This window comes from Arthrobacter sp. HMSC08H08, assembly GCF_001807575.1.
GTDB classification, from domain to species: Bacteria; Actinomycetota; Actinomycetes; order Actinomycetales; family Micrococcaceae; genus Pseudoglutamicibacter; species Pseudoglutamicibacter albus.
This window is the reverse complement of sequence record NZ_KV789376.1, coordinates 1-23,468: the sequence shown is the minus strand read 5'-3', so window position 1 is coordinate 23,468 and position 23,468 is coordinate 1. Positions and strand designations below refer to the sequence as shown.

Annotated in this window: 23 protein-coding genes; 18 read left to right on the top strand and 5 right to left on the bottom strand. The window is 59.4% G+C overall.

What is annotated here, in order from left to right; translation table 11 throughout:
* Nucleotides 1-40 precede the first annotated feature (40 nt).
* From ffh to HMPREF3175_RS01395, 16 genes are all read left to right on the top strand, one after another.
* Nucleotides 41-1,582 (top strand): signal recognition particle protein, encoded by a 1,542-nt coding sequence (gene ffh, locus HMPREF3175_RS01470; protein ID WP_035757162.1) that lies wholly within the window; start codon nt 41-43, stop codon nt 1,580-1,582.
* Between the two features lie 4 nt (nt 1,583-1,586).
* Nucleotides 1,587-2,606 carry a hypothetical protein gene (locus HMPREF3175_RS01465; RefSeq protein WP_035757159.1) on the top strand — a complete coding sequence of 340 codons (1,020 nt, stop codon included), beginning with the start codon at nt 1,587-1,589 and terminating at the stop codon, nt 2,604-2,606.
* Complete coding sequence (locus tag HMPREF3175_RS01460) at nt 2,603-4,576, top strand: prolipoprotein diacylglyceryl transferase (protein ID WP_070490352.1); 1,974 nt, start codon at nt 2,603-2,605, stop codon at nt 4,574-4,576. The genes HMPREF3175_RS01465 and HMPREF3175_RS01460 overlap by 4 nt, the downstream gene beginning before the upstream one ends.
* Nucleotides 4,577-4,863: 287 nt before the next feature.
* Entirely contained in the window at nt 4,864-5,304 is a 441-nt protein-coding gene (gene rpsP / locus HMPREF3175_RS01455; protein ID WP_035757211.1) for a 30S ribosomal protein S16, read from the top strand.
* Between the two features lie 11 nt (nt 5,305-5,315).
* On the top strand, nt 5,316-5,558 hold the full coding sequence (locus HMPREF3175_RS01450; protein WP_035757153.1) for an RNA-binding protein: 243 nt from the start codon (nt 5,316-5,318) through the stop codon (nt 5,556-5,558).
* Nucleotides 5,559-5,704: 146 nt separating this feature from the next.
* The gene (gene rimM, locus HMPREF3175_RS01445) at nt 5,705-6,208 is read left to right on the top strand and encodes a ribosome maturation factor RimM (protein WP_070490351.1); all 504 of its coding nucleotides are present in this window, start codon (nt 5,705-5,707) and stop codon (nt 6,206-6,208) included.
* 62 nt (nt 6,209-6,270) lie between these two features.
* Nucleotides 6,271-7,116 (top strand): tRNA (guanosine(37)-N1)-methyltransferase TrmD, encoded by an 846-nt coding sequence (gene trmD / locus HMPREF3175_RS01440; protein ID WP_070490349.1) that lies wholly within the window; start codon nt 6,271-6,273, stop codon nt 7,114-7,116.
* A 204-nt stretch (nt 7,117-7,320) separates the two neighbouring features.
* The gene (gene rplS, locus HMPREF3175_RS01435; protein ID WP_035754209.1) at nt 7,321-7,674 is read left to right on the top strand and encodes a 50S ribosomal protein L19; all 354 of its coding nucleotides are present in this window, start codon (nt 7,321-7,323) and stop codon (nt 7,672-7,674) included.
* 117 nt (nt 7,675-7,791) lie between these two features.
* Nucleotides 7,792-8,541 carry a signal peptidase I gene (gene lepB, locus HMPREF3175_RS01430; protein ID WP_239446176.1) on the top strand — a complete coding sequence of 250 codons (750 nt, stop codon included), beginning with the start codon at nt 7,792-7,794 and terminating at the stop codon, nt 8,539-8,541.
* A 13-nt stretch (nt 8,542-8,554) separates the two neighbouring features.
* Complete coding sequence (locus HMPREF3175_RS01425) at nt 8,555-9,310, top strand: ribonuclease HII (protein ID WP_070490567.1); 756 nt, start codon at nt 8,555-8,557, stop codon at nt 9,308-9,310.
* 21 nt (nt 9,311-9,331) lie between these two features.
* Entirely contained in the window at nt 9,332-9,652 is a 321-nt protein-coding gene (locus tag HMPREF3175_RS01420; RefSeq protein ID WP_035754210.1) for a DUF2469 domain-containing protein, read from the top strand.
* Nucleotides 9,653-9,778: 126 nt separating this feature from the next.
* Entirely contained in the window at nt 9,779-10,213 is a 435-nt protein-coding gene (locus HMPREF3175_RS01415) for a YraN family protein (RefSeq protein ID WP_052048179.1), read from the top strand.
* Entirely contained in the window at nt 10,210-11,928 is a 1,719-nt protein-coding gene (locus HMPREF3175_RS01410; protein WP_083285341.1) for a YifB family Mg chelatase-like AAA ATPase, read from the top strand. Before HMPREF3175_RS01415 ends, HMPREF3175_RS01410 begins: the two co-directional genes overlap by 4 nt.
* Nucleotides 11,928-13,202, top strand: coding sequence for a DNA-processing protein DprA (dprA, locus tag HMPREF3175_RS01405; RefSeq protein ID WP_083285338.1), 1,275 nt, complete (start codon nt 11,928-11,930; stop codon nt 13,200-13,202). The genes HMPREF3175_RS01410 and dprA overlap by 1 nt, the downstream gene beginning before the upstream one ends.
* A 93-nt stretch (nt 13,203-13,295) precedes the next feature.
* Nucleotides 13,296-14,285 (top strand): tyrosine recombinase XerC, encoded by a 990-nt coding sequence (locus HMPREF3175_RS01400; RefSeq protein ID WP_070490347.1) that lies wholly within the window; start codon nt 13,296-13,298, stop codon nt 14,283-14,285.
* 172 nt (nt 14,286-14,457) lie between these two features.
* A complete protein-coding gene (locus HMPREF3175_RS01395) occupies nt 14,458-14,961 on the top strand; it encodes a DUF3145 domain-containing protein (protein WP_035754213.1) in 504 nt (167 codons plus the stop codon).
* Between the two features lie 103 nt (nt 14,962-15,064).
* Here HMPREF3175_RS01395 and fabF read toward each other — a convergent pair whose 3' ends face one another.
* The 5 genes from fabF to aceE form a co-directional block, all read right to left on the bottom strand.
* On the bottom strand, nt 15,065-16,303 hold the full coding sequence (fabF, locus tag HMPREF3175_RS01390) for a beta-ketoacyl-ACP synthase II (protein ID WP_070490346.1): 1,239 nt from the start codon (nt 16,301-16,303) through the stop codon (nt 15,065-15,067).
* A gap of 167 nt (nt 16,304-16,470) precedes the next feature.
* Nucleotides 16,471-16,719, bottom strand: a complete 249-nt coding sequence (locus HMPREF3175_RS01385) for an acyl carrier protein (RefSeq protein WP_035754216.1) — start codon at nt 16,717-16,719, stop codon at nt 16,471-16,473.
* A gap of 180 nt (nt 16,720-16,899) precedes the next feature.
* Entirely contained in the window at nt 16,900-17,826 is a 927-nt protein-coding gene (locus HMPREF3175_RS01380; RefSeq protein ID WP_035754288.1) for an ACP S-malonyltransferase, read from the bottom strand.
* Nucleotides 17,827-18,018: 192 nt separating this feature from the next.
* On the bottom strand, nt 18,019-19,356 hold the full coding sequence (locus tag HMPREF3175_RS01375) for a PucR family transcriptional regulator (RefSeq protein WP_256173842.1): 1,338 nt from the start codon (nt 19,354-19,356) through the stop codon (nt 18,019-18,021).
* 118 nt (nt 19,357-19,474) lie between these two features.
* On the bottom strand, nt 19,475-22,219 hold the full coding sequence (gene aceE, locus HMPREF3175_RS01370; RefSeq protein WP_256173841.1) for a pyruvate dehydrogenase (acetyl-transferring), homodimeric type: 2,745 nt from the start codon (nt 22,217-22,219) through the stop codon (nt 19,475-19,477).
* Between the two features lie 249 nt (nt 22,220-22,468).
* Here aceE and HMPREF3175_RS01365 point away from each other — a divergent pair, with 249 nt between their 5' ends.
* Nucleotides 22,469-22,843, top strand: a complete 375-nt coding sequence (locus HMPREF3175_RS01365) for a DUF3052 domain-containing protein (RefSeq protein WP_070490564.1) — start codon at nt 22,469-22,471, stop codon at nt 22,841-22,843.
* Complete coding sequence (locus HMPREF3175_RS01360; RefSeq protein ID WP_070490344.1) at nt 22,844-23,326, top strand: redoxin domain-containing protein; 483 nt, start codon at nt 22,844-22,846, stop codon at nt 23,324-23,326.
* Nucleotides 23,327-23,468: the final 142 nt, after the last annotated feature.

Genomic DNA, 23,468 nt, shown 5'->3' with positions numbered 1-23,468 from the left:
TCACCTACATCAGTTCAATCAGATAAGTGAGCAGGACAACGTGTTCAATTCTTTAACAGAGCGCCTCACCTCGACGTTCCGGAATCTGCGCGGCAAGGGCCGTCTTTCGGAAGCCGATGTTGACGGTACCGTCCGTGAGATCCGGCGTGCGCTGCTGGATGCGGACGTTGCTGTTTCTGTTGCCCGCGAGTTCGCGGCCAACGTCAAGGAGCGCGCTCTTTCGGCGGAGGTCTCTGAAGCGCTGAACCCTGCTCAGCAGGTTGTGAAGATCGTCAACGAGCAGCTCGTTGAGGTTCTGGGTGGCCAGACTCGCCGCCTTGAGTTCGCGAAGTCTGGCCCGACCATCATCATGCTGGCTGGTCTGCAGGGTGCCGGTAAGACGACGTTGGCCGGTAAGTTGGCTAAGTGGCTCTCTTCTGAGGGGCACACTCCTTTGCTGGTTGCCGCTGACTTGCAGCGCCCGAACGCTGTGACTCAGTTGCAGGTTGTTGGGCAGCGGGCAGGTGTCCCTGTCTATGCGCCTCATCCTGGTGTGCAATCTGAGTTCGAGGAAGTTACGGGTGACCCGGTTGTGGTTGCGCGTAACGGTGTTTCTGAGGCTCGCCAGAAGCAGCACGATGTGGTGATTGTTGACACCGCTGGTCGTCTTGGTGTTGACGCCGAGTTGATGCAGCAGGCTCGCAACATTCGTGACGCGATCTCCCCGAATGAGGTCTTGTTCGTGATCGACGCGATGATCGGTCAGGACGCGGTCGCCACGGCACAGGCGTTCAATGAGGGTGTTGATTTCACGGGTGTTGTCTTGTCGAAGCTTGATGGTGACGCGCGTGGTGGCGCCGCGTTGTCTGTCGCTTCGGTGACGGGTAAGCCGATCATGTTCGCCTCCACGGGCGAGAACGTCGGCGATTTTGAGGTTTTCCACCCTGACCGTATGGCTTCGCGCATCCTGGATATGGGCGATGTCATGACCCTGATCGAGCAGGCTGAGCGCACGTGGGATAAGGCTGAGGCCGAGCGCATGGCTAAGAAGTTCGCCGATCAGGAGGACTTCACCCTTGATGACTTCTTGGCTCAGATGCAGCAGATCAAGAAGATGGGCTCCATGAAGAAGATGCTTGCATTGATGCCGAACATGGGTATCGACAAGCGTCAGCTTGAGCAGTTTGATGATTCGCAGGCGGACCGTGTTGAGGCGATTGTGCGTTCAATGACTCCGCATGAGCGCGCCGCCCCTAAGATCATCAACGGTTCGCGCCGTGCCCGTATCGCTCGTGGTTCGGGTGTTTCGGTGTCTGAGGTGAACCAGTTGCTTGAGCGTTTCACCCAGGCTCAGAAGATGATGAAACGAATGGCCGCTCAGGGTGCGATGCCTGGTATTCCGGGTGGTCGTGCTGCTCGCCGTAAGGGCGGGGCGAATAAGAAGCGCGGTAAGAAGTACGGCAACCCGGCACGCGCTGCAGCGGCGGCTCGGGGCGAGAAGGTTCAAGGCCATAAGCAGGCGGGCTCGTCCTTCGCTAAGAAACAGGATCTCAAGCCTGAGGATTTGCAGCTTCCTAAGGGCTTTGAAAAGTTCTTGCGGTGAAGCGATGAGTGAGCGTCACTTCTCGGATTCTGCTGACGGTTCCGCAGATCGTTCCGCACACCAGGCGGCGGGTGCTGCACAGTATGGCGTGTCTTTATTAGGGCCTGCCGTGTTGACCGGTGTGGACACACCAGAGAACGGCGGGGCAGGTACTCGTTGGGTTGAAGATGCCGTATTGCTTGATGCTCCCTCCGTGCAGTCTCGTAGCCTGTTGGCGGGCTCTCGCGCAATGATGTTGCTTTCGGCTTATCCTGCCGGTGCCCGTTCTGTAACTGAACCAGCCACTGACGCAGGCCTGGGTGAGGCAACGGAGCCCGGAGCTGAAACGGGCATCGTGGTTTCTCTACGGATGTGGAGCGCTGATTCGCGCGCCGGATCGGCCCCAGATCTGGCATGGGACAGCGGCTCCAACGCCGGAGTGAAAGACCGCTTCGGGTCTGTCGGTGTGGTGAGTGAGCAAGCGCAGACGCAAGCCGCTCAGTACCTGGCTGAAGTGGCTGAACTCGCTGCTGCTTCGATCGATACGCCGAGTGCGCGCGCAGCGACCGTGGTGCGTGAACCGCTCGAAGAAGCCTTGACTTTATTGGGACAGGATCCTAAGTGGGCTTCGATTGCTCTGGGACTCACTCAGGTGGACGGTGTGCGCGTTGTTGAGGCGCTAGATGAAAGCGAGCACGAACGCGCAAGCAGGGAAGCGCTCAGCCAGGCGCGCGCAAGTGTTGCCACAACGGGGCGCAACCGGCCGGTTACGGCACCCGGTGCAGGGACGTGGCGCAGCCGCTACCCGGTTGCCGCCATCATGCTCTCGATCCTGTGGGTCGTGCTGGCTGTGGCCTGTTTGGTGCTGAGGCCTTTTTCAATTGGCGCAGCCAATTTCATTGTTGCTTTCGTTTTGGGTCTGGATGCCGTGGCAGGCTTGATTGCGGCCGTGTCTGGCATCAAAGTTAAGAGACAAAGGGCTCAACGGGGCTCGCAGGGTAATCAAGGGCAGGATGGAACTCTAAGGAAGGATCATCAGCAGTGATCGCCTCGAACACATCTTTGGAGTCGGAGCGCCAGACTGTATGGCGTGTGACTGTTGCGTGGCCGGTGACTGACCCGGTGGGCCAGCAAGAACGCGTTGACGGTCTCACGCAGATCTTGACGCAACGCAAGATTATTGGCCTCATGGGTCCTGGCCGCCCAACACGCCGCGGCTTGGCTGTTGAACTGGTTTTGCCGATGCGCGAAACACGGGTGTTGACCGCCCAAGCTGACGGAGCTATTGAGCCCAGCCTTGGAGGCGAAGAGTTCGCTGCGAAGCTTCACGAGAGCACCGGCGCCGTTATCGTCAACGGTGACCCCGCATCGGGGGATTTCGCTGTTTTGGCGTCTCCGAAAGAGTTCAGCGACCGCCAGATCGCAGGCGTGCTTGAAGAGCGGATCACCTCGATTCTGTTGGTGGATACCGTCAGCCCGGATGCAGTCGAAGAAGCACTCGACCGAAGTGACGTTTCAGGTTGGATGTCGGAAGGGGAACGCACGGTTGTCGCGTTGGACTCCGCGCCTTCCGACCCTACGATGTTGATCATGCCGGGGGCCTCCAAGCTTTCCTCCTCTATCAGGGAATACGCTGGCCGCGTTGATGTCGTGCTGTGGGGCCCGTCTGATGAAGGCAACGAACCCGTGACACGTCGTCGCCGTGCCGCCCGGAACACTCCGCTGATCAATACGTATGCGGGGGCTCGTTGCCGCCCGATCGTATTGCCAGAAATGTATCGCCCGGCAGGCTCTGAGGCGGCTTCGCTCTTGTTGAGGCTCGAGGAAGATTTTGCGCCGCTGAGCGAAGACGACATTAAGGCGTTGGCATCGATGCTTCCGCCAAAGCGTGTCGATGCGTTGGTGACCGCGATCAACGAGGCACCCGTTCGTGGTGTGGACCCTGAAGGTGGCGCGTTGGCACCTCTGGAAGACGGGCTCATGCCTGGCGAGGAAGACGAGCACGCCGTTGAAGACGGTGCGTACTCTGCGACACGCGCGATGCTTGAAGCATTAGGGGAAGACCCGGATTGGGTTGAGCTGTTCGACGGCGGCTCACCGGATGGCGGTTCTGTACGCAGTGTTGGTTCACCAGCGGGAGCAACTGTTTCCGGCCGAGATGCGGAATCTACCTGGGCGCACGTTGCCGAGGACGACGCGGTTGAAACAGAGCCTGATGCTGAAGAGACAGCCACTGAAGAGGCAGTCACAGAGGAGACGGCCGCCGGAGAGATCGAGGCGACTGAACAGCGTGAGTCCGATCAGCCGGACGAAGACCCTGCTCAGCTTGAACTAGCGGGGTATGAACTGGATGGGTCTGAACCGGCGGAGCCTGAAGTAACGGACTCTGAACTTGTGGAACCTGAACCAAGCGAGGCTCGCGCCACGGAACATGAACTAACGGAGCCTGAAGTAACGGACGCTGAGGCAACAGAGCCTGATCCAACCCAGCCAGAGTTGGCTGATTCTAAGGATGAGTCCAAGGACGAGTCGCTGGGCGGTTTCGAATCACAGTTGGCCGGATCGGACGTCAAGGACTCCGAACCGGAGGAAACTGAACAGGACTTCAACGCTATCTTGGAGGCCCCGGCCACAACTGAGTCCCCGGCTACAACTGACTCTCCGGCTGCAACTGAGACATCAGCCGCGGCGGAGGAGCCTCGCCGGGCAACGTCTCGTTCCGGTCTGCCCGAGCCGACCCCAGCGGGAACGACCCCGGTCGCAACCGAGACCCAGCTCAAAACTCAGCCTCGACGCATCGGCCACATCGTGTGGTTGGTCCTTGGGGTCGTGGTCTTGGTAGCGGGCGGGCTGATGGTTCTGAGGGGGATCGAAGTCGTGAGCTTTCCGTCGGTTCCGTACCAGTCGCTGTCAACCCTTGCGATCATCGGTGGAGTCACAGCCCTCGTGGGTGCGGCACTCGTACTGCTGTCCGTCTCTTTGTGGCCTAAGAGTCGCAAAGCGAAAAGCAAGTGAGCCGTAAAGCGAAGAGCCAGTCGGCAATCGAGAAATGTAAGTAGCCGAAAAGCGAATGCACGGCGGATAGATCCGTGCTTGAGCGTCAAACGGCGGCGTCAGAGTGTGCGGCGGCACACGCGCACAGGGTGTGCGTTGGAGGCCAACGCATGGCATAATAGACCGGGTACTCGGCGTGCGTGGCCCCCTCTCTCTGCGTTCGTCGGACATTTGGGACGTTTACTGCTGCTTTACCCCAGAGCTTGGCGGATTCGTCCCGTTCAACAGAAACAGGAGTGACCACTAACGTGGCCGTTAAGATTCGCCTGAAGCGGATGGGTAAAATCCGCCAGCCTCACTACCGTATCGTCGTCATCGATGGCCGCGCTAAGCGCGATGGCCGCCCGATCGAGGAAATCGGTACCTACAACCCGATGACCAACCCATCGACCATCAAGGTCGAGTCCGAGCGTGCACAGTACTGGCTCGGTGTTGGCGCTCAGCCTTCGGATCGTGTTCTCTCGATCCTCAAGCTGACCGGTGACTGGCAGAAGTTCAAGGGTATCGAGGGTCAGGAAGGCTCGGTTAAGCTCCCAGAGCCTAAGCCTGAGTTCGTTGCACCAGACAAGGGTTCGGTGATCCTGCCAGAGGCAACCACCCCTAAGAAGTCGAAGGCTGACGCAGAAGAAGCTCCAGCGGAAGGCGCCGCTGAGGAAGCTGCTGAGCCAGCAGAGACTGAAGAAGCCTGAGGCCCAGCCTGATGCTTGAAGACGCACTGGATCATCTGGTTTCCGGGATTGTAGATAACCCGGACGATGTTGATGTTCGCCGTCGTAACGGACGCCGGCATGACGTGTTGCAGGTTCGTGTCAACCCGGAGGACCTCGGCCGTGTGATCGGCCGGCAAGGCCGCACCGCTAAAGCGTTGCGTGCCGTTATCGGTGCTCTGCCTGGTGGCGATGACGTCCGTGTGGACGTCGTGGACACCGACCGTCAGCGCTAACCCAGTTAGATCGGCGTCTCTCACATCGTTGTGAAAGCGGCCCTAGCCAACCCCAAGCAGGCTAGGGTCGCTTTCGCATATCGGGGCGTCAACCTCAATCGTTGTTCAACTCTTCAAAATCTTCTCTCCACCTAGAGAGGCCTCACATGGATGTTAAAGTAGCCCGCATCGGTAAACCCCACGGGATCCGAGGCGAAGTCACGGTTCAGGTTCTAACGGATGATCCGGAAACGCGTTTTGCGCGCGGAACACGTTTGCTGACCGAACCCGCATCGCGCGGCCCGCTCACCGTGAAATCGGCGCGGTGGAATAAGCACATTCTTCTGCTCGGCTTTGATGAAGTCAACGACCGTAACCGGGCTGAAGAGCTGCGCGGAACCATGCTCTATGTTGAGGCCGAAGAATCCACAGATGATGCGTGGTTCGAACACGATCTTCTCGGGCTCGAAGTTCACGTAGACGGTGAGGTGATCGGCAAGGTTTCGGCTCTCCATACCGGTCCCGCCCAGGACCTTCTCGAGGTTGAATTGAGCGATGGCTCCGAAACGCTGTTGCCGCTAGTTGAGGAGATCGTCCCCGAAATCGACCTTGATGCCGGAGTGGTCACCGCGACACCACCGCCAGGGCTTCTCGACTTGGACCGCGAGTAAGCCGCCGAGGCATCGGCGATCATCAAACAAATAGGACGTATTCATACAGGACGTAGGCTTTCATGCGCATCGACATCATCACGATTTTCCCCGAGTTCTTTGATGCCCTTGACATCTCCCTGATCGGTAAAGCCAAACAACGCGGCCTGATCGACGTTCACGTCCACGATTTGCGGACCTACACTTACGATCGCCACAGGACAGTTGACGATACTCCCTACGGTGGGGGCGCGGGCATGGTCATGAAACCTGAGCCGTGGGGTGAAGCGCTCAGCGAAGTACTAAGAGACAGCGATGCGGTGCATGAACAGGACACGGCCCTCAGCCAGGTTGAAGCAGGCGCTGAACCCGACGCTACCTGCGCGCCGTTGCTGTTGGTGCCTTCGCCCGCGGGCACTGTATTCAGGCAGCCGGTTGCTCATGAGTGGGCCGAAGAGAAGCATATTGTGTTTGCGTGCGGACGTTACGAAGGTATCGATGAGCGCGTCATCGAATGGGCCCGTGAGCGTTTCCGTGTGGTTCCGTTCTCGCTCGGCGATTATGTCCTCAACGGCGGGGAAGTGGCGACGATGGCCGTGATCGAAGCCGTGGTCCGTTTGGTCCCAGGCATGGTGGGGAATCCGGAATCGCTCGTGGAAGAAAGCCATTCAGTCGCTGGCGATGCGTTACTTGAATATCCCGTCTACACCAAACCGGCCGTATGGGAAGGCCGCGAAGCTCCTGCGGTTCTGCTTTCGGGAGACCACGGCAAAGTGGCTCGCGCCCGCCGCGACTGGCAACTGGAACGCACCAGTCAACGCCGGCCAGATCTCATCGAGAACTTACGCACAGCACGGCTCAGCAAGCATGACGTAGCGACACTCACGTCGTTAGGGTGGAACCTCCAAGGTGAGCATCCTTCACGCTGAGGAAACCTGACATCGAGTAGCAACTACGTTAGAATAAGGAAGTTGTCACCCACCGCATGCATGACTGCCGCAGGGGTCATGTGTGAACACGGTCGGGTCCGGTTCGGTTGAGCGAACCGGGAATATCGGCGAACTCCACCAGAGAGTAACGCCCATATGCATCATGGCTCACGGACCTGCGGCCGGTTCCATGTGGAGAAAACAATGAATCTTCTTGATTCTGTCGACGCCAAGAGCCTTCGCGATGACATCCCGGATTTCGCTCCGGGCGACACCGTCAAGGTTCACGTGAACATTATTGAAGGTAAGAACTCCCGTATTCAGGTGTTCCAGGGCTACGTCTTGGCACGCCAGGGTGGCGGCGTTCGCGAAACCTTCAAGGTTCGTAAGGTTTCCTTCGGCGTAGGTGTCGAGCGTACCTTCCCTGTGCACTCCCCGGTCATCGACAAGATCGAGGTTGTGTCCCGTGGTGACGTCCGCCGCGCCAAGCTGTACTACATGCGCGACCGCCACGGTAAGGCTGCTCGCATCCGCGAGAAGCGCGAGGGCGCGAAGTAAGCGCGGCTTACTGACTTCCGTGCTCCTCTCGGAGCACCCGGCAGGCGCTATCCCCGCACGCTTTGTGGGGGTGGCGCCTGCTTCATGTCATACGCATCAGTATTGAGGAAAATTCCTGTGCAGAAACACAATGACGACGCCCACGGGCACAGCCACGCGAAGACCGAGAAGTCCGAGCATGCTGAGCATAAGAAACGTGGCGCCTGGGCTTCCATCAAGGAGATCCTGTTGACCGTTGTGATCGCGCTAGCGGTCTCTGTTGTGGTCAAAACCTTCCTGTTCAGGGCGTTCGTCATCCCCTCAACCTCGATGCAGAACACGCTGATGGTCAACGACCGTGTGTTCGTGAATCAACTGTTCCCAAATCTGTTCACACTCGAACGAGGCAACGTCATCGTGTTCAAGGATGACGAGCACTGGTTGCCGCCACTGGACCACAGCGCACAGCCCAACGGCTTCGAGAAAACCCTGACGTTTTTGGGTTTGCGTCCAGATGACAGCACCCAGCACCTGATTAAACGCATCATCGGCCTCCCGGGTGACACGGTCGAATGCTGCACAGCGAACGGGAAGATCTCAGTCAACGGGGTTGAGATCAGCGAGCCGTACCTGTATCCGGGTGACGCCCCTTCGGCAACGGAATTCAAAGTCACTGTTCCGAAAGACAAACTCTGGGTTATGGGGGACCACCGCTCCGATTCGGGGGACTCCCGCTACCACCAGGACAAGGACAACGGGATGGTGTCAATGGAGTCCGTGGTGGGGCGCGCTGACTTCATCGCGTGGCCCCTAGACCGTTGGAGTGGTGTAGCGAACCCTGAAGGCGCGTTCGATGCGGTCCCGGACCGCGAACCTCAAGGCGAGTGATAGGGCTGGTCGAATGAGCGGACACGTCCCTGACCTCACCGTTGAACAAGGTTTGGTGGGTGCCGGCCAGATCATCGCAGCCGTCGACGAGGTGGGCCGCGGGGCACTTGCAGGTCCCGTTACCGTTGGGGTGAGTTTCGTTGCCCCGCACGAATGTAGCGACCAGCCGGTAGGGCTCGGAGATTCCAAAGACGTCTCGCCCGCGTTGCGTCAAGCGCTTGTGCCGTTGATTCAGGACTGGGTCGTATCCTGGGGTGTGGGCAGCGCAAGCCCTAGCGAGATCGACCGGCTCGGGATCGTGGCAGCACTCAGGCTTGCCGGCCAGCGAGCCTATAGGGAAGCCAGCGAAAGACTCAGCGAACGAGCATCGGAGGCTAAGGCGCCCGTCGTGGTCTTATTGGATGGGGTGCATGACTGGCTGAGCACCCCGGAGCCAGACCTGTTCAGCGCTCTAGCGTCCAGGGCATTAGATTCTGACGGATCAGAGGTCAGGCTTGATGCGGAAGCAGCGGATGCCGCGCCAGCAGAAGCAAGTGTGGACTTACCGCGTGTGATAACCCGTCCCAAGGCCGACCGTGACTGCGCATCCGTCGCGGCCGCGAGCATCATGGCGAAGACGCACCGCGATAGTGTCATGGTAGAACTATCGCAAACTCACCCCGCCTACGGGTGGGAATCGAATAAAGGATACGGCTCGGCACAGCACAGGGCCGCAATCCGCGAACACGGAGCAACTGAGGCCCACCGGCGCACATGGAAGCTACTGTGACAAGGAAGGGGGACCAAGCCCATGAGTGATGAGGACATCGAACGCTTCGAGACCCAAGCGGAGCTGAACCTCTACCGTGAATACCGTGACGTTGTAGGGCTGTTCTCCTACGTAGTAGAGACGGAACGTAGGTTCTATCTAGCGAACCACGTCGAATTGGAAACCCTGACGTCCAACGGGGAAATCTATTTCTCGCTCACGCTGAGTGACGCGTGGGTGTGGGACGTGTACAGGCCGCAACGATTCGTGAAATCCGTGAAGGTCATCACGTTCAAAGACGTCAACATTGAAGAACTTTCCAAGCCTGACCTCTTCAAAGGCGATGACGTCCCGGGTCCATAACTGAGCCCTTAACGCCTTTCCACAAGCTTCTGATTCTCGGGTTCTATCCACATTTTTCTACGCAGAGGCTACCGGGAGTGCTTTCCACGCTGAGATGAGTACACAAGCTCATCCAGTGGAGGAAACATGGCATCGACGAACAGCGGGACAGACCGCGTAGCCGAGAAGGTGCGGCGGCGAATAGAGCTGGGGCAACGCGGCGAAGAATTCGCGGCGGGGTGGTGTCAGAACAACGGGATCTTCGTTCTTGAACGGAACTGGCGCGGGACCCGCGGTGAGCTGGACATCGTCGGGCTCGACCTCAACACACACGAGCTCGTGGCGCTTGAGGTCAAGACGCGTTCCGGTACCGGCTACGGTCTACCGGCAGAAGCTATTACCGGACCTAAGTTTGAGCGGTTGCAAAGACTCATCTGGGAGTATGCCCGGACCGGAGAGAATACAGCCGGCCTCGCTCTACGCGGTGTCGATACCCGGGTTGATGTTCTAGGGATCGTGTGGCCACCGGACGCTACTGAGCCAACAACGGTTGAGCACTACCGTGAGGTGGCAGGGGCATGAGCAACCCTGCGAACATCCAGATTGCAACTCACCCGCCCCGAGTCGCAACAACGCCGACCCATCAGCGTGGCCTGGGGTCTTCACTGAGCATCGCGCTGGTTGGCCTGAAAGGACACAAGGTCGAGGTTCAGGCCGATATAGGCAACGGGCTGCCTGGCATGACTCTGTTAGGTTTACCGGATGCAAGTCTCAACGAAGCCCGCGACAGGGTACGTTCTGCGGCCCGCAACGTTGGAATACCCTTGAGCGCTCGACGTACGGTGATCAACCTGATTCCAGCGGGGCTACCCAAGAAAGGCCCCGGCTTCGACGTTTCGATCCTGATCGCCGCCATGGCAGCAGATGGGCACATCACGTCCCCTGCTAGCACCGCCTATATAGGGGAGCTCGGGCTGGATGGTTCGTTGAGGCCATTCACCGGGACGTTGCCGGCGGTGCTTCAAGCGCGCGAACTGGGAATCGAACGCATTGTGGTTCCTGCTGCCAACGATGAAGAAGCCCGGCTCGTTCCGGGTATAGAGGTTCGCAGCTACAACCACGTCAGCGACCTTTTGATCGACCTGGGCGCGGATGCACGCATCATCGTCAACCCCGGGCAACAAGCGGGCCAGGCGGATAAGCGAGCGGACCATAACAGCGAACGTGTGCGGCTTGAACCTCTGAGCAGTGTGAGCTCGCTTGCGGTTCCAGATATGGCCGACGTCCGAGGACAGGCGACTGGGCGGTGGGCGTTGGAAGTCGCGGCGGCCGGTGGGCACCATCTCTTGCTGACAGGCCCACCCGGGGCAGGCAAAACCATGCTCGCCGAAAGACTGCCGGGGATCCTTCCTCCATTGACAGACGAAGAAGCGATGCTCACCACGAGCGTGCACTCGTTGTCAGGAGAACACGTCTCCGGTTTGATCAAGGTCCCACCGTTCCAAGCCCCACACCACACATCGAGTGCTGCCGCATTGGTGGGCGGTGGCTCCGGTATCCCACGGCCGGGCTCAGCATCCCGTGCGCACGGTGGCGTGCTGTTTCTAGACGAAGCACCAGAATTTCAGGCACGCACACTCGATGCGTTACGTGAACCACTCGAATCCGGGATCATCACGCTGCACCGCTCAGCGGGAATCGCGTCCTATCCGGCGCGTTTTCAACTGATCATGGCCGCGAACCCCTGCCCGTGCGGTAAAGAAGGCCCTGCATGCGAATGCGCAGCACTCACGAAGCGACGGTATTGGGCGCGCATGTCGGGGCCACTGCTTGACCGCGTCGATATTCGCGTGAACGTGCCAGCCGCACGTCTTTCAGCGCTACTAGCTCATGAAGCGGAAGAGAGCTCATCAAGCATCAGGAAACGGGTTGAACGCGCGCGTGCCGCCGCACGCGAACGCTGGTTGGGTGTGGCCCCCGATGGCAACAAGGCTGACGGCGTGAGAAGTGGAGGAACCAGCGTCGATTCGGCGCAGAAGGAGGTGTACAGCGGCGCAAGTGCAACCAACGCGTCCGTTCCTGCCTCAGTTTTGAGGTCGCAACGCTTCCGACTGACCGGTGCCGCCGCGCAAGAACTGATGAATATCAGCGCTCACAGCGGACTCACCGGACGTGGGCTCGACCGGGTTCTGAGGATCTCCTGGACCCTCGCTGATCTCGCCGAACGGCAAGCCCCGAGCCCCGAAGACGTAGCAGCAGCCGTACACCTGAGAGGAACACCGGAGGCATTCAACTAATGAACTCACACAACACGGCATCGATGAACGATGAGGGTTTAGCCGCCGAACGGCTTGCACGAGCTGGCCTTTCACGAGTGACCGAGGCAGATGACTATCCGGCCCGGCTGGGGTTGGAGATGTTCGGAGCGGTACGGCTATGGGAACTCATCATGGGCTCTACTCCTTTGCCCGAAGAACACACAAGCTACCGCGAAGCGGTTGAGCAGGCCTATGGGAGCAACGCCCGGGCACACCGCCACAGCAAACTTGAACACGCCTTGCAGCGATGGGCGAGCAGACGCGATCAGAGCAGCCCCGAACGTGACCTTGCATTCATCACGTCCCAGGGCGGCGGGTTCCTGATTCCGGGGGATCCAGGATGGCCGGAAGCGCTCAACGATCTGGGGGAGTCAACACCCTACGGTTTATGGTGGCGGGGTTCTCAACCCGTTCCAACCAACACAAAGAGCTGGGTTGCGGTGGTGGGTACACGAGATCCCACACCGTACGGAGAGCACGTAACCCGTGAATACACGGCAGAACTGGCCGAACGCGGGGCAACCATCATCTCTGGCGGGGCCCTGGGGGTCGATGCGTTGGCTCATCGTACAGCGCTTGAGCATTCCCTCGCTCCGTTAGCTACAGCGGTTGTCTTAGCCGGGGGAGTGGACCGGCTCTATCCGGCGGCAAACAGGGCACTGTTGGAACGCATCGGCACCGAGCATGTCATCGTTTCTGAAGCCGCACCAGGGGCTTCACCGATGCGGTGGCGCTTCCTAGCCCGCAACCGGATCATCGCGGCACTCAGCCGCGGAATCCTTGTGACCGAAGGCCGGCACCGATCAGGTGCGATCTCAACCGCGGTGCACGGGCTCGAGATCGGCCGATGGGTCGGCGCGATCCCGGGACCGGTAACATCGGCGGCTTCAGCCGGGCCCCATCGACTCATCAGAGACTATCCGGTAGAGCTAGTCGCATCGGCAACACAACTTTGTGAAACCCTCGGCTTCAGCACGAACACCCAGGCGATGCAAGCGCAAGCCGGGCAAACTCCAGCCCTTTTCGGTAGTGACCCGGCCCCTGCAGCGGCACGGCTAACCGATGGATTGACTGCCCTCGAACAACGCATCGTTGAAGCATTGTCGCCACGAACTTACCGCAACTTGGATGAGGTCTTCGCGATCGCTGGGCTATCCGTGCCAGAAGCGATGCCCGTACTGAGCCAGCTGCATAGGCGAGGGCTTGCTGTCCAGCGTGGCCAAATGTGGAAACGCGGGAAGATCGGCCCCTAGGAGTGCCCAGAATGCTGCGTGTGTAAGGTGGTGTATGAGTCCCAGCAGGTGACTCCTGGTAGGTAGGTACACGTATGTAAGGCAGGAAGGGCCGTGGAGAACTCGCTGAACGATGCCCTCGATGCGTTCGCGCGGCACTTACGTTACGAACGCGGCAGGTCAGAACACACGATCCGCGCCTACACCACAGACATCACTGCCCTGTGCAAGCACGCGGGACTAGACCTCGAAACTGACGAGGCGACAGCTCTGCGCAGCATCACCATTGCGCAGCTGAGGTCATGGCTCGCCCATGCGGCACATGAAGGTAGGGCATCGGCGACGTTGGCGCGGCAAGCCGCATCGGCTCGCACCTTCCTTGCATGGGCTCTGCGTGAAGGTTATATCGAGAGCGATCCATCGAACCGCCTTAAAGCACCCAAGCGTAGCCAGCATCTTCCTCAGGTTCTCAAAAACCAGCAGGCTGAACGGCTTTTGACCCATTCGGCCCAGCCAACGGATGACCCGCCCGAAACCAAACAGCAGCGCGCCGTCCGCCTACGCAATCAGGCCGCACTCGAACTCCTCTACGCCAGCGGCATTCGTGTCTCAGAACTCGAAGGGCTCGACGTCTCAGACGTCGATCTGGAGAAGCGAACCGCGAAAGTCCTGGGTAAAGGCAACAAAGAACGCGTAGTCCCGTTCGGGGTTCCAGCAGAAGAAGCCATCCGAGAGTGGTTACGTACCGGGCGGCCGCATTTAGTGAAAACCGAGTCCGAAGCAGACAAGGCGCTAATCACCGCGGCCTCGGCTCACCGAGGCAGTAGCGAACCCTTGTTTCTCGGCGTCAGGGGAGGCCGATGGGGTAGTAGGCAAATCCGTGAAGCCGTCAACGCCGAGCTTGAAAAACTAGGGGATACCTCAGCACGGGGCCCACACGCCTTGCGTCACACTGCTGCAACACACTTACTCGACGGAGGAGCTGATCTGCGCAGCGTGCAAGAGCTCTTGGGGCACACATCCTTGGCCACAACCCAGCTATACACCCACGTTTCAGTAGAAAGACTGAGGAAGGCGTATCAGCAAGGACACCCGCGAGCGTGAGGCGCAGCGAATCAAGGATGTTGAGCAACCCGTGAAGCTGTAGTGAACAATGTGACTCAAGTGATAGTGCGCTTGTGAACCAGCTGAGTAATTGGCACAATGGATGCACCGTTCTGTTATCTTCGCATCGGTCGTAGGGGAAGACGTACCGAAGCAGTGAAGAAGGAGCGGCATGTCACAACCAATGACGAGGGGCGCCTTGTATATACACTCGGCCCCTGCAGCGCTGTGCCCTCATATTGAGTGGGCTATCGGGTCCGTAGTGGAACGCCACACGACCCTCGAATGGGTCGCGCAACCTGCGGCACCCGGGATGCTCAGAGCCGAGATGGCTTGGGCTGGCCCACAGGGCACAGGCGCTGTCTTGACGTCCACCTTGCGCGGGTGGGCGCACTTGCGCTACGAAATTACAGAAGAAGCCTCTCGTGGGGTGGATGCTGGTCGCTGGTCGCATACCCCGGAACTTGGTATCTTCCACGCCACAACAGACGTTGCCGGGAACATCCTGATCTCCGAGGACCGTATCCGCTACGCCTACGAACAAGGACAAGGCAACCCTGCGGCTGTCTATCACGAGCTTTCTATCGCGCTCGGGGAAGCCTGGGACGAAGAGCTCGAACCGTTCCGAGCTGCCTCTGACGGCGCGCCGATCCGCTGGCTTCACCACGTAGGCTAAGGCGAGCCGAAACGCTTCCTAGCCGCCGCTCCCAATTCACTGCTTTAAATGGTCTGGCCCCACACGATGTGTGGGGCCAGACCATTTGCTCGTTCAGGTGAGGTTAGTAGCTACGGAACGCAGCCACTGCGTTGTGTCCACCGAAACCGAAAGAGTTGGATACCGCTACACCTGGCTTCAGCTCGCGCGCAGTTCCAGTGACGACATCGAGAGGGATCTGCGGATCCTGCTTCTCGAGGTTGATCGTCACCGGCGCCTTAGCGTGATGAAGAGCCAGGACAGCCAATACAGCTTCAACCGCGCCGGCACCACCCAACAAGTGGCCAGTCATCGACTTGGTTGCAGATACCGCGACGTTATCGAGTGCATCGCCGAAGGCAGCACGCATCGCGGTGTATTCAGGGATGTCACCCACCGGGGTGGAGGTGGCATGCGCATTGACGTGAACAACATCGGAAGGACTGAAATCGCCGTCAACCATAGCTGCCTGAAGCGCACGCATCGCACCGTTGCCAGACTCATCCGGCGCGGTGATGTGGAACGCGTCAGCGGTGATACCTGTGCCCGCCACCTCCGCGTAGATCTTCGCCCCGCGCGCCTTGGCGTGCTCCTCGGTTTCAAGGATCAAGGTTCCAGCGCCCTCACCCATGACGAAACCGTCACGATCAACGTCATACGGGCGGGATGCGGCCTGCGGGTCATCGTTGCGGCGCGATAGAGCCTGCATCGACGAGAACGCTGCAATCGTGATCGGGTGAATAGCTGCCTCGCAGCCTCCGGTGATCACGATGTCAGCCTGACCGTCACGAAGCATCTGCACAGCAAGAGCGAACGCTTCAGTACCGGATGCACAAGCAGACACTGGCGTGCGTGCCGCAGCCTTAGCGCCGAAAGCCAGCGACAACGCACCCGAAGGGGCGTTCGGCATCAGCATCGGTACCGTCATCGGTAGCACGCGGCGCGGGCCCTTCTCACGTAGGGTGTCCCACGCATCAAGCAAGGTATTGACTCCGCCGATACCGGTCGCGTAGCAGACACCTAGACGTTCGTGATCGATCTCGGCATCTTCAAGCTGAGCATCAGCCCAGGCCTCGCGAGCCGAGACGAGTGCGAACTGGGTCGAAGGGTCGTTGCGTTTGATTTCGGCGCGGGAGAGCACATCGGAGGCGGGGACGGCGGCACGTGCGGCGATGTTCACTGGCAGGCTGTACTGCTCGACCCAGCCCTCGTTCAGGTTGTCGACACCCGAGGTGCCAGAGAGAGCCGCCTCCCACGTCGTGGGGACGTCACCACCGATCGGAGTCGTGGCGCCAAGGCCAGTCACGACAACTTTCTGTGCCATAGAACATCCTTTGTTTACGTGCCGCTGAACCGGCTTCCGCGCGGTCAAGATCTAATAAGTGTGCCCAGTAGCCCGGACAGTTGGGGCGGGCCTAGGGGCGATGTGCGGCGGGCTCTCAAGCTCGAGGGCCTATAGGGGAGCCAGCCGCACATCGATACAACATCTGACTAGGCCTGGGCCTTCTCGATGTAGTCGACGGCGTCGCCAACAGTCTTGAGGTTCTTAACTTCCTCGTCTGGGATCTTGACGTCGAACTTGGACTCAGCTTCAACAACGATGGTCATCATCGAGATCGAGTCGATGTCGAGGTCCTCGGTGAAGGACTTCTCAAGCTGGATCTCTTCAACGTCGATATCGGTTTCTTCGTTGACGATCTCAGCCAGACCGGCGAGAATCTCTTCCTTGCTTGCTGCCATGAGCGGCTCCTTTATCGTTTAGCACCTGTCCATCGTTGGGCAGGCTGTGGTGTTCTCCGCCAACACTGCGTCGACGGCCTGAACTAAGCCTATGTGGTTGCGGGGCAGAGTTCATCATTACGGGGCCGCCGAGCTAAAGATCAACGGATCAAGATCAGCGGTACCCGCGAAAGCAAATATTTAGTTGCCGGAATGTTCGCTGATGAACGCTCGCGCGTCATCCAGCTGGTCCGGGGTTTTGAGCGCGAAAGTCTTCACACCCTTGAGCCCTCGGCGTGCAAGACCAGTCAGTGTTCCTGCGGGGGTTAGTTCGATGAGCCCAGTGACGCCGAGGTCCTTCATGGTTTCCTGGCAGGACTCCCAATCCACAGGCCGCGTTACTTGGTCCACCAGTAACCGCAGCATATGCGTGCCCGTATCCACCTGGGAGCCCCCAGCGTTGGTGAGCAACGTTCCGCGCGGATCCTTAGCGGTGATGGTCTCGGCAAGTTCACGCAACGGGTCTACCGCTGATGCCATGTAGTCCGTGTGGAAAGCGCCAGCAACCTTCAATGGGATAACGCGCGCTTTAGCGGGAGGGTTCTCATTGAGTTTCTCTAGGCTTTCGAGGCTACCTGCGGCAACGATCTGGCCGCCGCCGTTCATGTTGGCTGGTGCGGCACCCGCGGCTTCGATAGCCGCGATAACCTCGGTGTGCTCGCCACCGAGAACTGCCGCCATACCGGTCGGTTGCGCGTTGGAAGCCTTAGCCATCTCATCTGCTCGCAAAGCAACGAAACGCAAAGCATCCTCGTAGCTCATGATGCCGGTCATGGCAGACGCAGTGATCTCGCCAACCGAGTGCCCTGCATACACGGCCTCAGCCGGCGCGCCATCTTCCCCGAACAGCGCATCGGCGGCTAGAAGGCCGGCAGCGACGATGAGCCGCTGAGCATGAGCGGTGTCCTTGATCGTTTCCTCGTCGGCTTCAGTTCCGAGCCACGCGAGGTCCTTACCGGCAGCATCGGAGAGTTCAGCCAAACGGGAGGCAAGAGCAGGCTCTTCAAGCCAGCTGTTCAAGAAACCGGGGGTCTGTGAACCCTGTCCAGGGCAAACAATTGCTAACACGTGTTCCACTCTTCCAAAATTTTCTAAACTCTGGCTGGCATACGGGAGACCAAGGTCGCCAACGACTTTTGTAGACATTCTACAAAGCTGTGCGTGCGCTGAGGCGAGATTCCGGCTCCAAGGGGCGGCATCTATTGGCCAGATAACACAATGAGCTACACGAATAGCGGCAATAACAGCGGCCGATAACCCCTAAGGAGTAGCCTCGGAATCGTGGATGCGCCCCACGATTAACGCGACATGCAAAACCAATGCGTCGCGAGGCAACAGAGGGTCCCACCCAGTCAGCTCCGTGACCCGGCGTAAGCGATACCTGACAGTGTTGGCGTGAACGTAGAGCTCCCGAGCCGTGCCTTCGAGTGAACGGCCACCTGCAACGTAGGTCGACAATGTTTGCGCCAGCACCGCATCGGACTCAGCGATCGGCTCATACACCCGTTCGATGAGCTCAGCGATCGCGAGCTGGTCACCGGCCAAAGCCCGTTCCGGCCATAAATCCTCAGCACGAATTACCCGCGGAGCATCTGGCCACGCCGGCGCGGCCGCCAAACCAGCCAAGGCTTGGCGCGCAGAATTATGGAAATCCTCAACTGTATCCACCACGGGGCCGATCACCACATACTCGCCACCGAACTGATCCGCCAACGGTTCGAAAGCACCATCAGTTTCGTTGACCCCACCCAGCAAGACCAGCAAACGCTCGCCCTGAATCCCGATGACTGCGTCCTTGCCGGCGCGCATCGCCGCCCGCCGGATGTCAGCCACATTATTCGCGGTTGATTCCCCAGCAGTGCGGCCCACAACAACGCAAAACGAATCCACGGAACGCCAACCCACCGCAGATAATCGGGAACGCAACGCGTCAGCGCCCTCACCACGCAACACAGCATCAACAACAAGCGCTTCTAACCGGGAGTCCCATGCGCCGCGACGTTCAGCGGCGCGTGCATACACATCGGCTGCAGCGAAGGCGATCTCACGCGAATACAACAGCACAGCTTCCCGCAGGGCAGGCTGTTCGGAAGCCTCAGCCAGTTCGGGAACCTCGTCCTCGACAACCCCAACCACGGTACGGATCAGCTGCAGCGCACGCTGCAGTGAGATAGCGCGGGAGAGCTCACTCGGAGCGGAACCGAACACGTCCGCCAGAACCCACGCCGGGGTGTCAGGGTCTTGACACCACTGCACAAAATGCGTGATACCGCGCTGAGCAACCAGCCCCAAGGCGGAACGCTGATCAGGTAGAAGCGAGCGATACCACGGCAACTGCTGATCCAATGCGTTCAACGCAAGGGTTGAGAGCTGGCCAACCTGTGCTTTGAGCCGCTCCACCGCAACCGGTGCCTGAGACACTGTTGCGGCAAGACGTAAGGAACGTTGCGAAGGGATCGATGTGCCAGCCGGGTGCGTTTCCCTCCCACCGGATTCGGTGACCAGCTCGGACGCATGTAGCCCGGTCTCTTGCAAAGCGCCATTGCCATCAGGAACACCGCTGTTGGTAACGCCGTCTTCACCGGGCATGTTAAGCATGCTTGTCCCTCCTGACGGCTTTTAGATTCCTTGGTGTTGCTAATGCTAACGATGTGAGGCGGCTTACGCACGTGGTGCGCAAGCCGCCTCACCCTAGAGCTAGGTCAGCTGATGTGGCTTAGGCGTCGCCGCCGCCACCGCCGGTCGAACCAGCGTTGACATCGAGCAGATCGTACTTCTTGATCGCCTGAGCTGGAACATCCTTATCGATCTCGCCGCGGTCCGACAACTGCTGGAGCGCACGGACAACAATTGACTCGGCATCGATGTGGAAGTAGCGGCGAGCCGCAGGACGAGTATCGGCGAAACCGAAATTATCGCCACCCAACGTCGTGTAGTCGCCTGGCACAAAACGGCGGATCATATCCGGCACATGGTGCTGATAGTCGCTGACCGCGAGGAACGGACCGTCCGCGCCCTGGAGCTTCTCGGTCACGTAAGGAACCGGAGCATCGGACTCAGGGTGCAGGAAGCGTTGCTTCTCAGCACGCAGGCCGTCGCGACGCAACTCCGACCACGAGGTCACGGACCACAGATCAGCGTTGACACCCCAGTCCTCAGCGAGCAACTCCTGTGCCTTGAAGATCCATGGAACGGCAACACCGGAAGCGAGCAGCTGAACCGTTGGGCCGTCAGCCTCACCCTTAGACACCTGATGGATACCCTTCAAGATGCCTTCAACATCGACGTCATCAGGTTCTGCCGGCTGCTTGATCGGCTCGTTGTAGACCGTGAGGTAGTAGATCACGTTCGGATCTGGGTGCTCGCCGCCGTACATGCGTTCAAGCCCGTCACGGACGATGTGACCGATCTCGTAGCCATAGGCAGGGTCATAGGAGACAACACCCGGGTTGGTCGCAGCCAAGATGAGCGAATGACCATCCATGTGCTGGGTGCCCTCACCGGTGAGGGTCGTCAGACCAGCGGTCGCTCCGATCATGAAGCCACGTGCCAGTTGGTCAGCGGCAGCCCAAATGCTGTCACCAGTGCGCTGGAAACCGAACATCGAGTAGAAAATGTAGACCGGGATCATCGGTTCTTGATGCGTCGAATACGACGAACCTGCCGCAGTTAGTGCCGCAACGGAACCGGCTTCGTTGATGCCGGTGTGCAGAATGACACCCTGCGGGGATTCCTTGTACGCAAGCATCAGATCGCGGTCCACCGAAACGTAGTTCTGACCCTGCGGGTTGTAGATCTTCGCGGTAGGGAAGAAGGAGTCCATACCGAAGGTGCGTGCCTCGTCCGGAATGATCGGCACGATGCGGTGGCCGAATTCCTTGTCACGCATCAGATCGCGCAACAGACGCACGAACGCCATCGTGGTTGCGGCTTCCTGACGGCCAGAACCACGCTTTGCGCCGCGGTATGCGGTCTTATCCGGTAGAGCGATCGCGGAAGTGCGTTCGCGGCGTTCCGGCACGAAACCACCGAGCGCCTGGCGGCGGGTGATCATGTAACGGATCGCTTCATCGTCCATGCCCGGGTGGTAGTACGGCGGGCGCGCCGGATCCTTCTCAAGTTCTTCATCCGAGATCGGGATACGCAGGTGATCGCGGAAATCCTTGAGGTCTTGCAGGGTGAGCTTCTTCATCTGGTGGGTCGCGTTGCGGCCCTCGAAGTGGGTGCCGAGGCCGTAACCCTTGACTGTCTGGGCGAGGATCACGGTTGGCTGGCCCTTATGCTCAGTAGCGGCCTTATAAGCCGCATAGACCTTGTTGTAGTCGTGGCCGCCGCGCTTGAGCTGCCAGATTTCCTGGTCGCTCATGTCTTCGACCATCGCCTTGGTCTGTGGGGACTTACCAAAGAAGTGCTCACGCACGAAAGCACCGGACTCAGCCTTGTAGGTCTGGTAGTCGCCGTCTGGTGTTTCGTTCATGATGTTCACGAGCGAACCATCGTGGTCCTTCTCCAGCAGGGCATCCCATTCACGGCCCCACACAACCTTGATGACGTTCCAGCCGGCGCCACGGAAGTAGGCTTCAAGTTCCTGCATGATCTTGCCGTTACCGCGGACCGGGCCGTCGAGGCGCTGCAGGTTGCAGTTGATGACGAAGGTCAGGTTGTCGAGGCCTTCGTTGGCGGCGTGCTGCAGGAATCCGCGCGATTCTGGCTCGTCCATTTCGCCATCGCCAAGGAATGCCCAAACGTGTTGCTGGGAGGTGTCCTTGATGCCGCGGTTGTGCAGGTAGCGGTTGAACTGTGCCTGGTAGATAGCGTTCGCTGGGCCAAGACCCATCGAAACGGTCGGGAACTGCCAGAAGTCAGGCATCATGCGCGGGTGCGGGTAGGACGGCAAACCGTTTGGTGCCTTCGACTTCTCCTGACGGAAGGAATCCAGCTGCTCGTCAGTGAGGCGTCCTTCGAGGAAGGCGCGCGCATACATACCGGGGGAAGCGTGGCCTTGGAAGAAGATCTGGTCGCCGCCACCATCGTGGCCCGGGCCGCGGAAGAAGTGGTTGAAACCGACCTCATAGAGGGTCGCGGCACCTGCATAGGTGGAGATGTGGCCACCTACGGACAAGCCTGGCGCTTGTGCACGGTGGACCATGACTGCTGCGTTCCAGCGGATCCAACGGCGGTAGGCACGCTCAAGTTCTTCAGTACCCGGGAATTCTGGTTCTTGGTCCACCGGGATCGTGTTGACGTAGTCGGTGGTGGTGACCATCGGCACGGCAACGGACTTGGCGCCGGCGCGCTGCAGGAGGGAACGCACAATGTATTCGGCGCGTTCGGTCCCGTGTGCTTCAACGAGCCCGTCGAATGACTCGAGCCATTCTTTGGTTTCTTCTGGGTCGGTGTCAGACAGATGTTTCACCAATCCGCTACGGATGTCGGTGATGTGATGGTCCTGTTGAGCCAAGGCCGTTCCCTTTCTAGTGCTGACAGTTCTGGTTCTTGTTCCTTCACCGTTTTCAACGGTTGAGTGAACTCTCTTCTTCCCATCGTAGTCCGGTGGGCAAGCCGTTTTGGCGCGTTCAGTTGTTTTGCGCGCTGAAAACGTGTTTTCTAGGACGTGTACCCCGAACGGGGGAGTGTTTTCGTTGTTCTATTGAAAAGGATTTGAAACGTGAGCGTTCGGACGGCGCCGTATGAGGGTGCTGCTCAGCGGATGGGGATCTCTGGGGATCACCTTGTTCAAGAGCTCGGTTATGACGAGGATGTCGATTTTGAGCTGCGTGAGGTGATCGAGGAGGTCACTGGCGAGCCGATTCTGGACGAGGACGAGCATGAGGTTGTCGACGCCGTGTTGTTGTGGTGGCGCGACGGCGACGGTGACCTTGTCGATGCGATGGTTGATGCCCTCACGGACCTTGATGACGGCGGTGTTGTGTGGCTTTTGACCCCGAAGCTGGGGGAGGAGGGCCATGTTTCCGCTGTTGAGATTCAGGAGGCAGCCCCGACGGCAGGGCTTCATAGGACGAGTGCCGTTGATGTGTCTGAGTTGTGGTCTGCTGTGTGTTTGCAGCAGCGGAAGCGCAACTGAATGCCTGTGAATCCTACCGGGGCGGCGCCAGGGTTGGCAGCTGTCTCGGTTCCCGTGGTGAACCAACACGGCGAGGAGGTTGTGCTTTCTGAGCGTGTTGGGCAGATCACGGTTTTGAGTTTTTTCCCGTTGAGTTTCACCCCGGTGTGCCATTCGGAGCTGAGTATGCTCGCGCAGGTCTCGCCTGAATGGACTGCCGCTGGAGTGTATGTGGCGGCGTGTTCGGTGGATTCACGCTATACGTTACGAACCGTGTCAGATCAGCTGGGTTTGGGCTTTGATGCGTTGAGCGACTTTTGGCCGCACGGCGCGCTCGCTCAGTCTTTGGATGCGTTCGATGCTGACCGCGGCCACGCTACGCGCACGGCTTTCGTTTGGGATGCTGCCGGCCGGATGACCGCCCGAATTGAAGCTGACCGCACAGCCAGCAGGCCTCTTGATGCGTATGTCGATGCGCTGCGCAAAGCGGGTGCATTCGTCTAGTCCAGCGCAGGCTCTTCGGTTCAGCCGGACATAGGGCTCAGAGACAACGCGCGAGCCCCACCACTGTGGCTGGTGGGGCTCGCGCTTTGGTGAGGGTGTGCCGTTGTGTGGTGGGGTTAGCGTGTTTGGCGGGGTTTGAAGA

Coding starts and splice junctions, on each gene's coding strand:
- trmD (WP_070490349.1), top strand. CDS start 6,271: ATGCGCATCGACATCATCACGATTTTCCCCGAGTTCTTTGATGCCCTT.
- HMPREF3175_RS01420 (WP_035754210.1), top strand. CDS start 9,332: ATGAGTGATGAGGACATCGAACGCTTCGAGACCCAAGCGGAGCTGAAC.
- HMPREF3175_RS01450 (WP_035757153.1), top strand. CDS start 5,316: ATGCTTGAAGACGCACTGGATCATCTGGTTTCCGGGATTGTAGATAAC.
- HMPREF3175_RS01375 (WP_256173842.1), bottom strand. CDS start 19,356: ATGCTTAACATGCCCGGTGAAGACGGCGTTACCAACAGCGGTGTTCCT.
- rplS (WP_035754209.1), top strand. CDS start 7,321: ATGAATCTTCTTGATTCTGTCGACGCCAAGAGCCTTCGCGATGACATC.
- HMPREF3175_RS01365 (WP_070490564.1), top strand. CDS start 22,469: ATGGGGATCTCTGGGGATCACCTTGTTCAAGAGCTCGGTTATGACGAG.
- dprA (WP_083285338.1), top strand. CDS start 11,928: ATGAACTCACACAACACGGCATCGATGAACGATGAGGGTTTAGCCGCC.
- HMPREF3175_RS01425 (WP_070490567.1), top strand. CDS start 8,555: ATGAGCGGACACGTCCCTGACCTCACCGTTGAACAAGGTTTGGTGGGT.
- HMPREF3175_RS01360 (WP_070490344.1), top strand. CDS start 22,844: ATGCCTGTGAATCCTACCGGGGCGGCGCCAGGGTTGGCAGCTGTCTCG.
- HMPREF3175_RS01395 (WP_035754213.1), top strand. CDS start 14,458: ATGTCACAACCAATGACGAGGGGCGCCTTGTATATACACTCGGCCCCT.
- HMPREF3175_RS01385 (WP_035754216.1), bottom strand. CDS start 16,719: ATGGCAGCAAGCAAGGAAGAGATTCTCGCCGGTCTGGCTGAGATCGTC.
- HMPREF3175_RS01465 (WP_035757159.1), top strand. CDS start 1,587: ATGAGTGAGCGTCACTTCTCGGATTCTGCTGACGGTTCCGCAGATCGT.
- HMPREF3175_RS01410 (WP_083285341.1), top strand. CDS start 10,210: ATGAGCAACCCTGCGAACATCCAGATTGCAACTCACCCGCCCCGAGTC.
- HMPREF3175_RS01415 (WP_052048179.1), top strand. CDS start 9,779: ATGGCATCGACGAACAGCGGGACAGACCGCGTAGCCGAGAAGGTGCGG.
- rimM (WP_070490351.1), top strand. CDS start 5,705: ATGGATGTTAAAGTAGCCCGCATCGGTAAACCCCACGGGATCCGAGGC.
- fabF (WP_070490346.1), bottom strand. CDS start 16,303: ATGGCACAGAAAGTTGTCGTGACTGGCCTTGGCGCCACGACTCCGATC.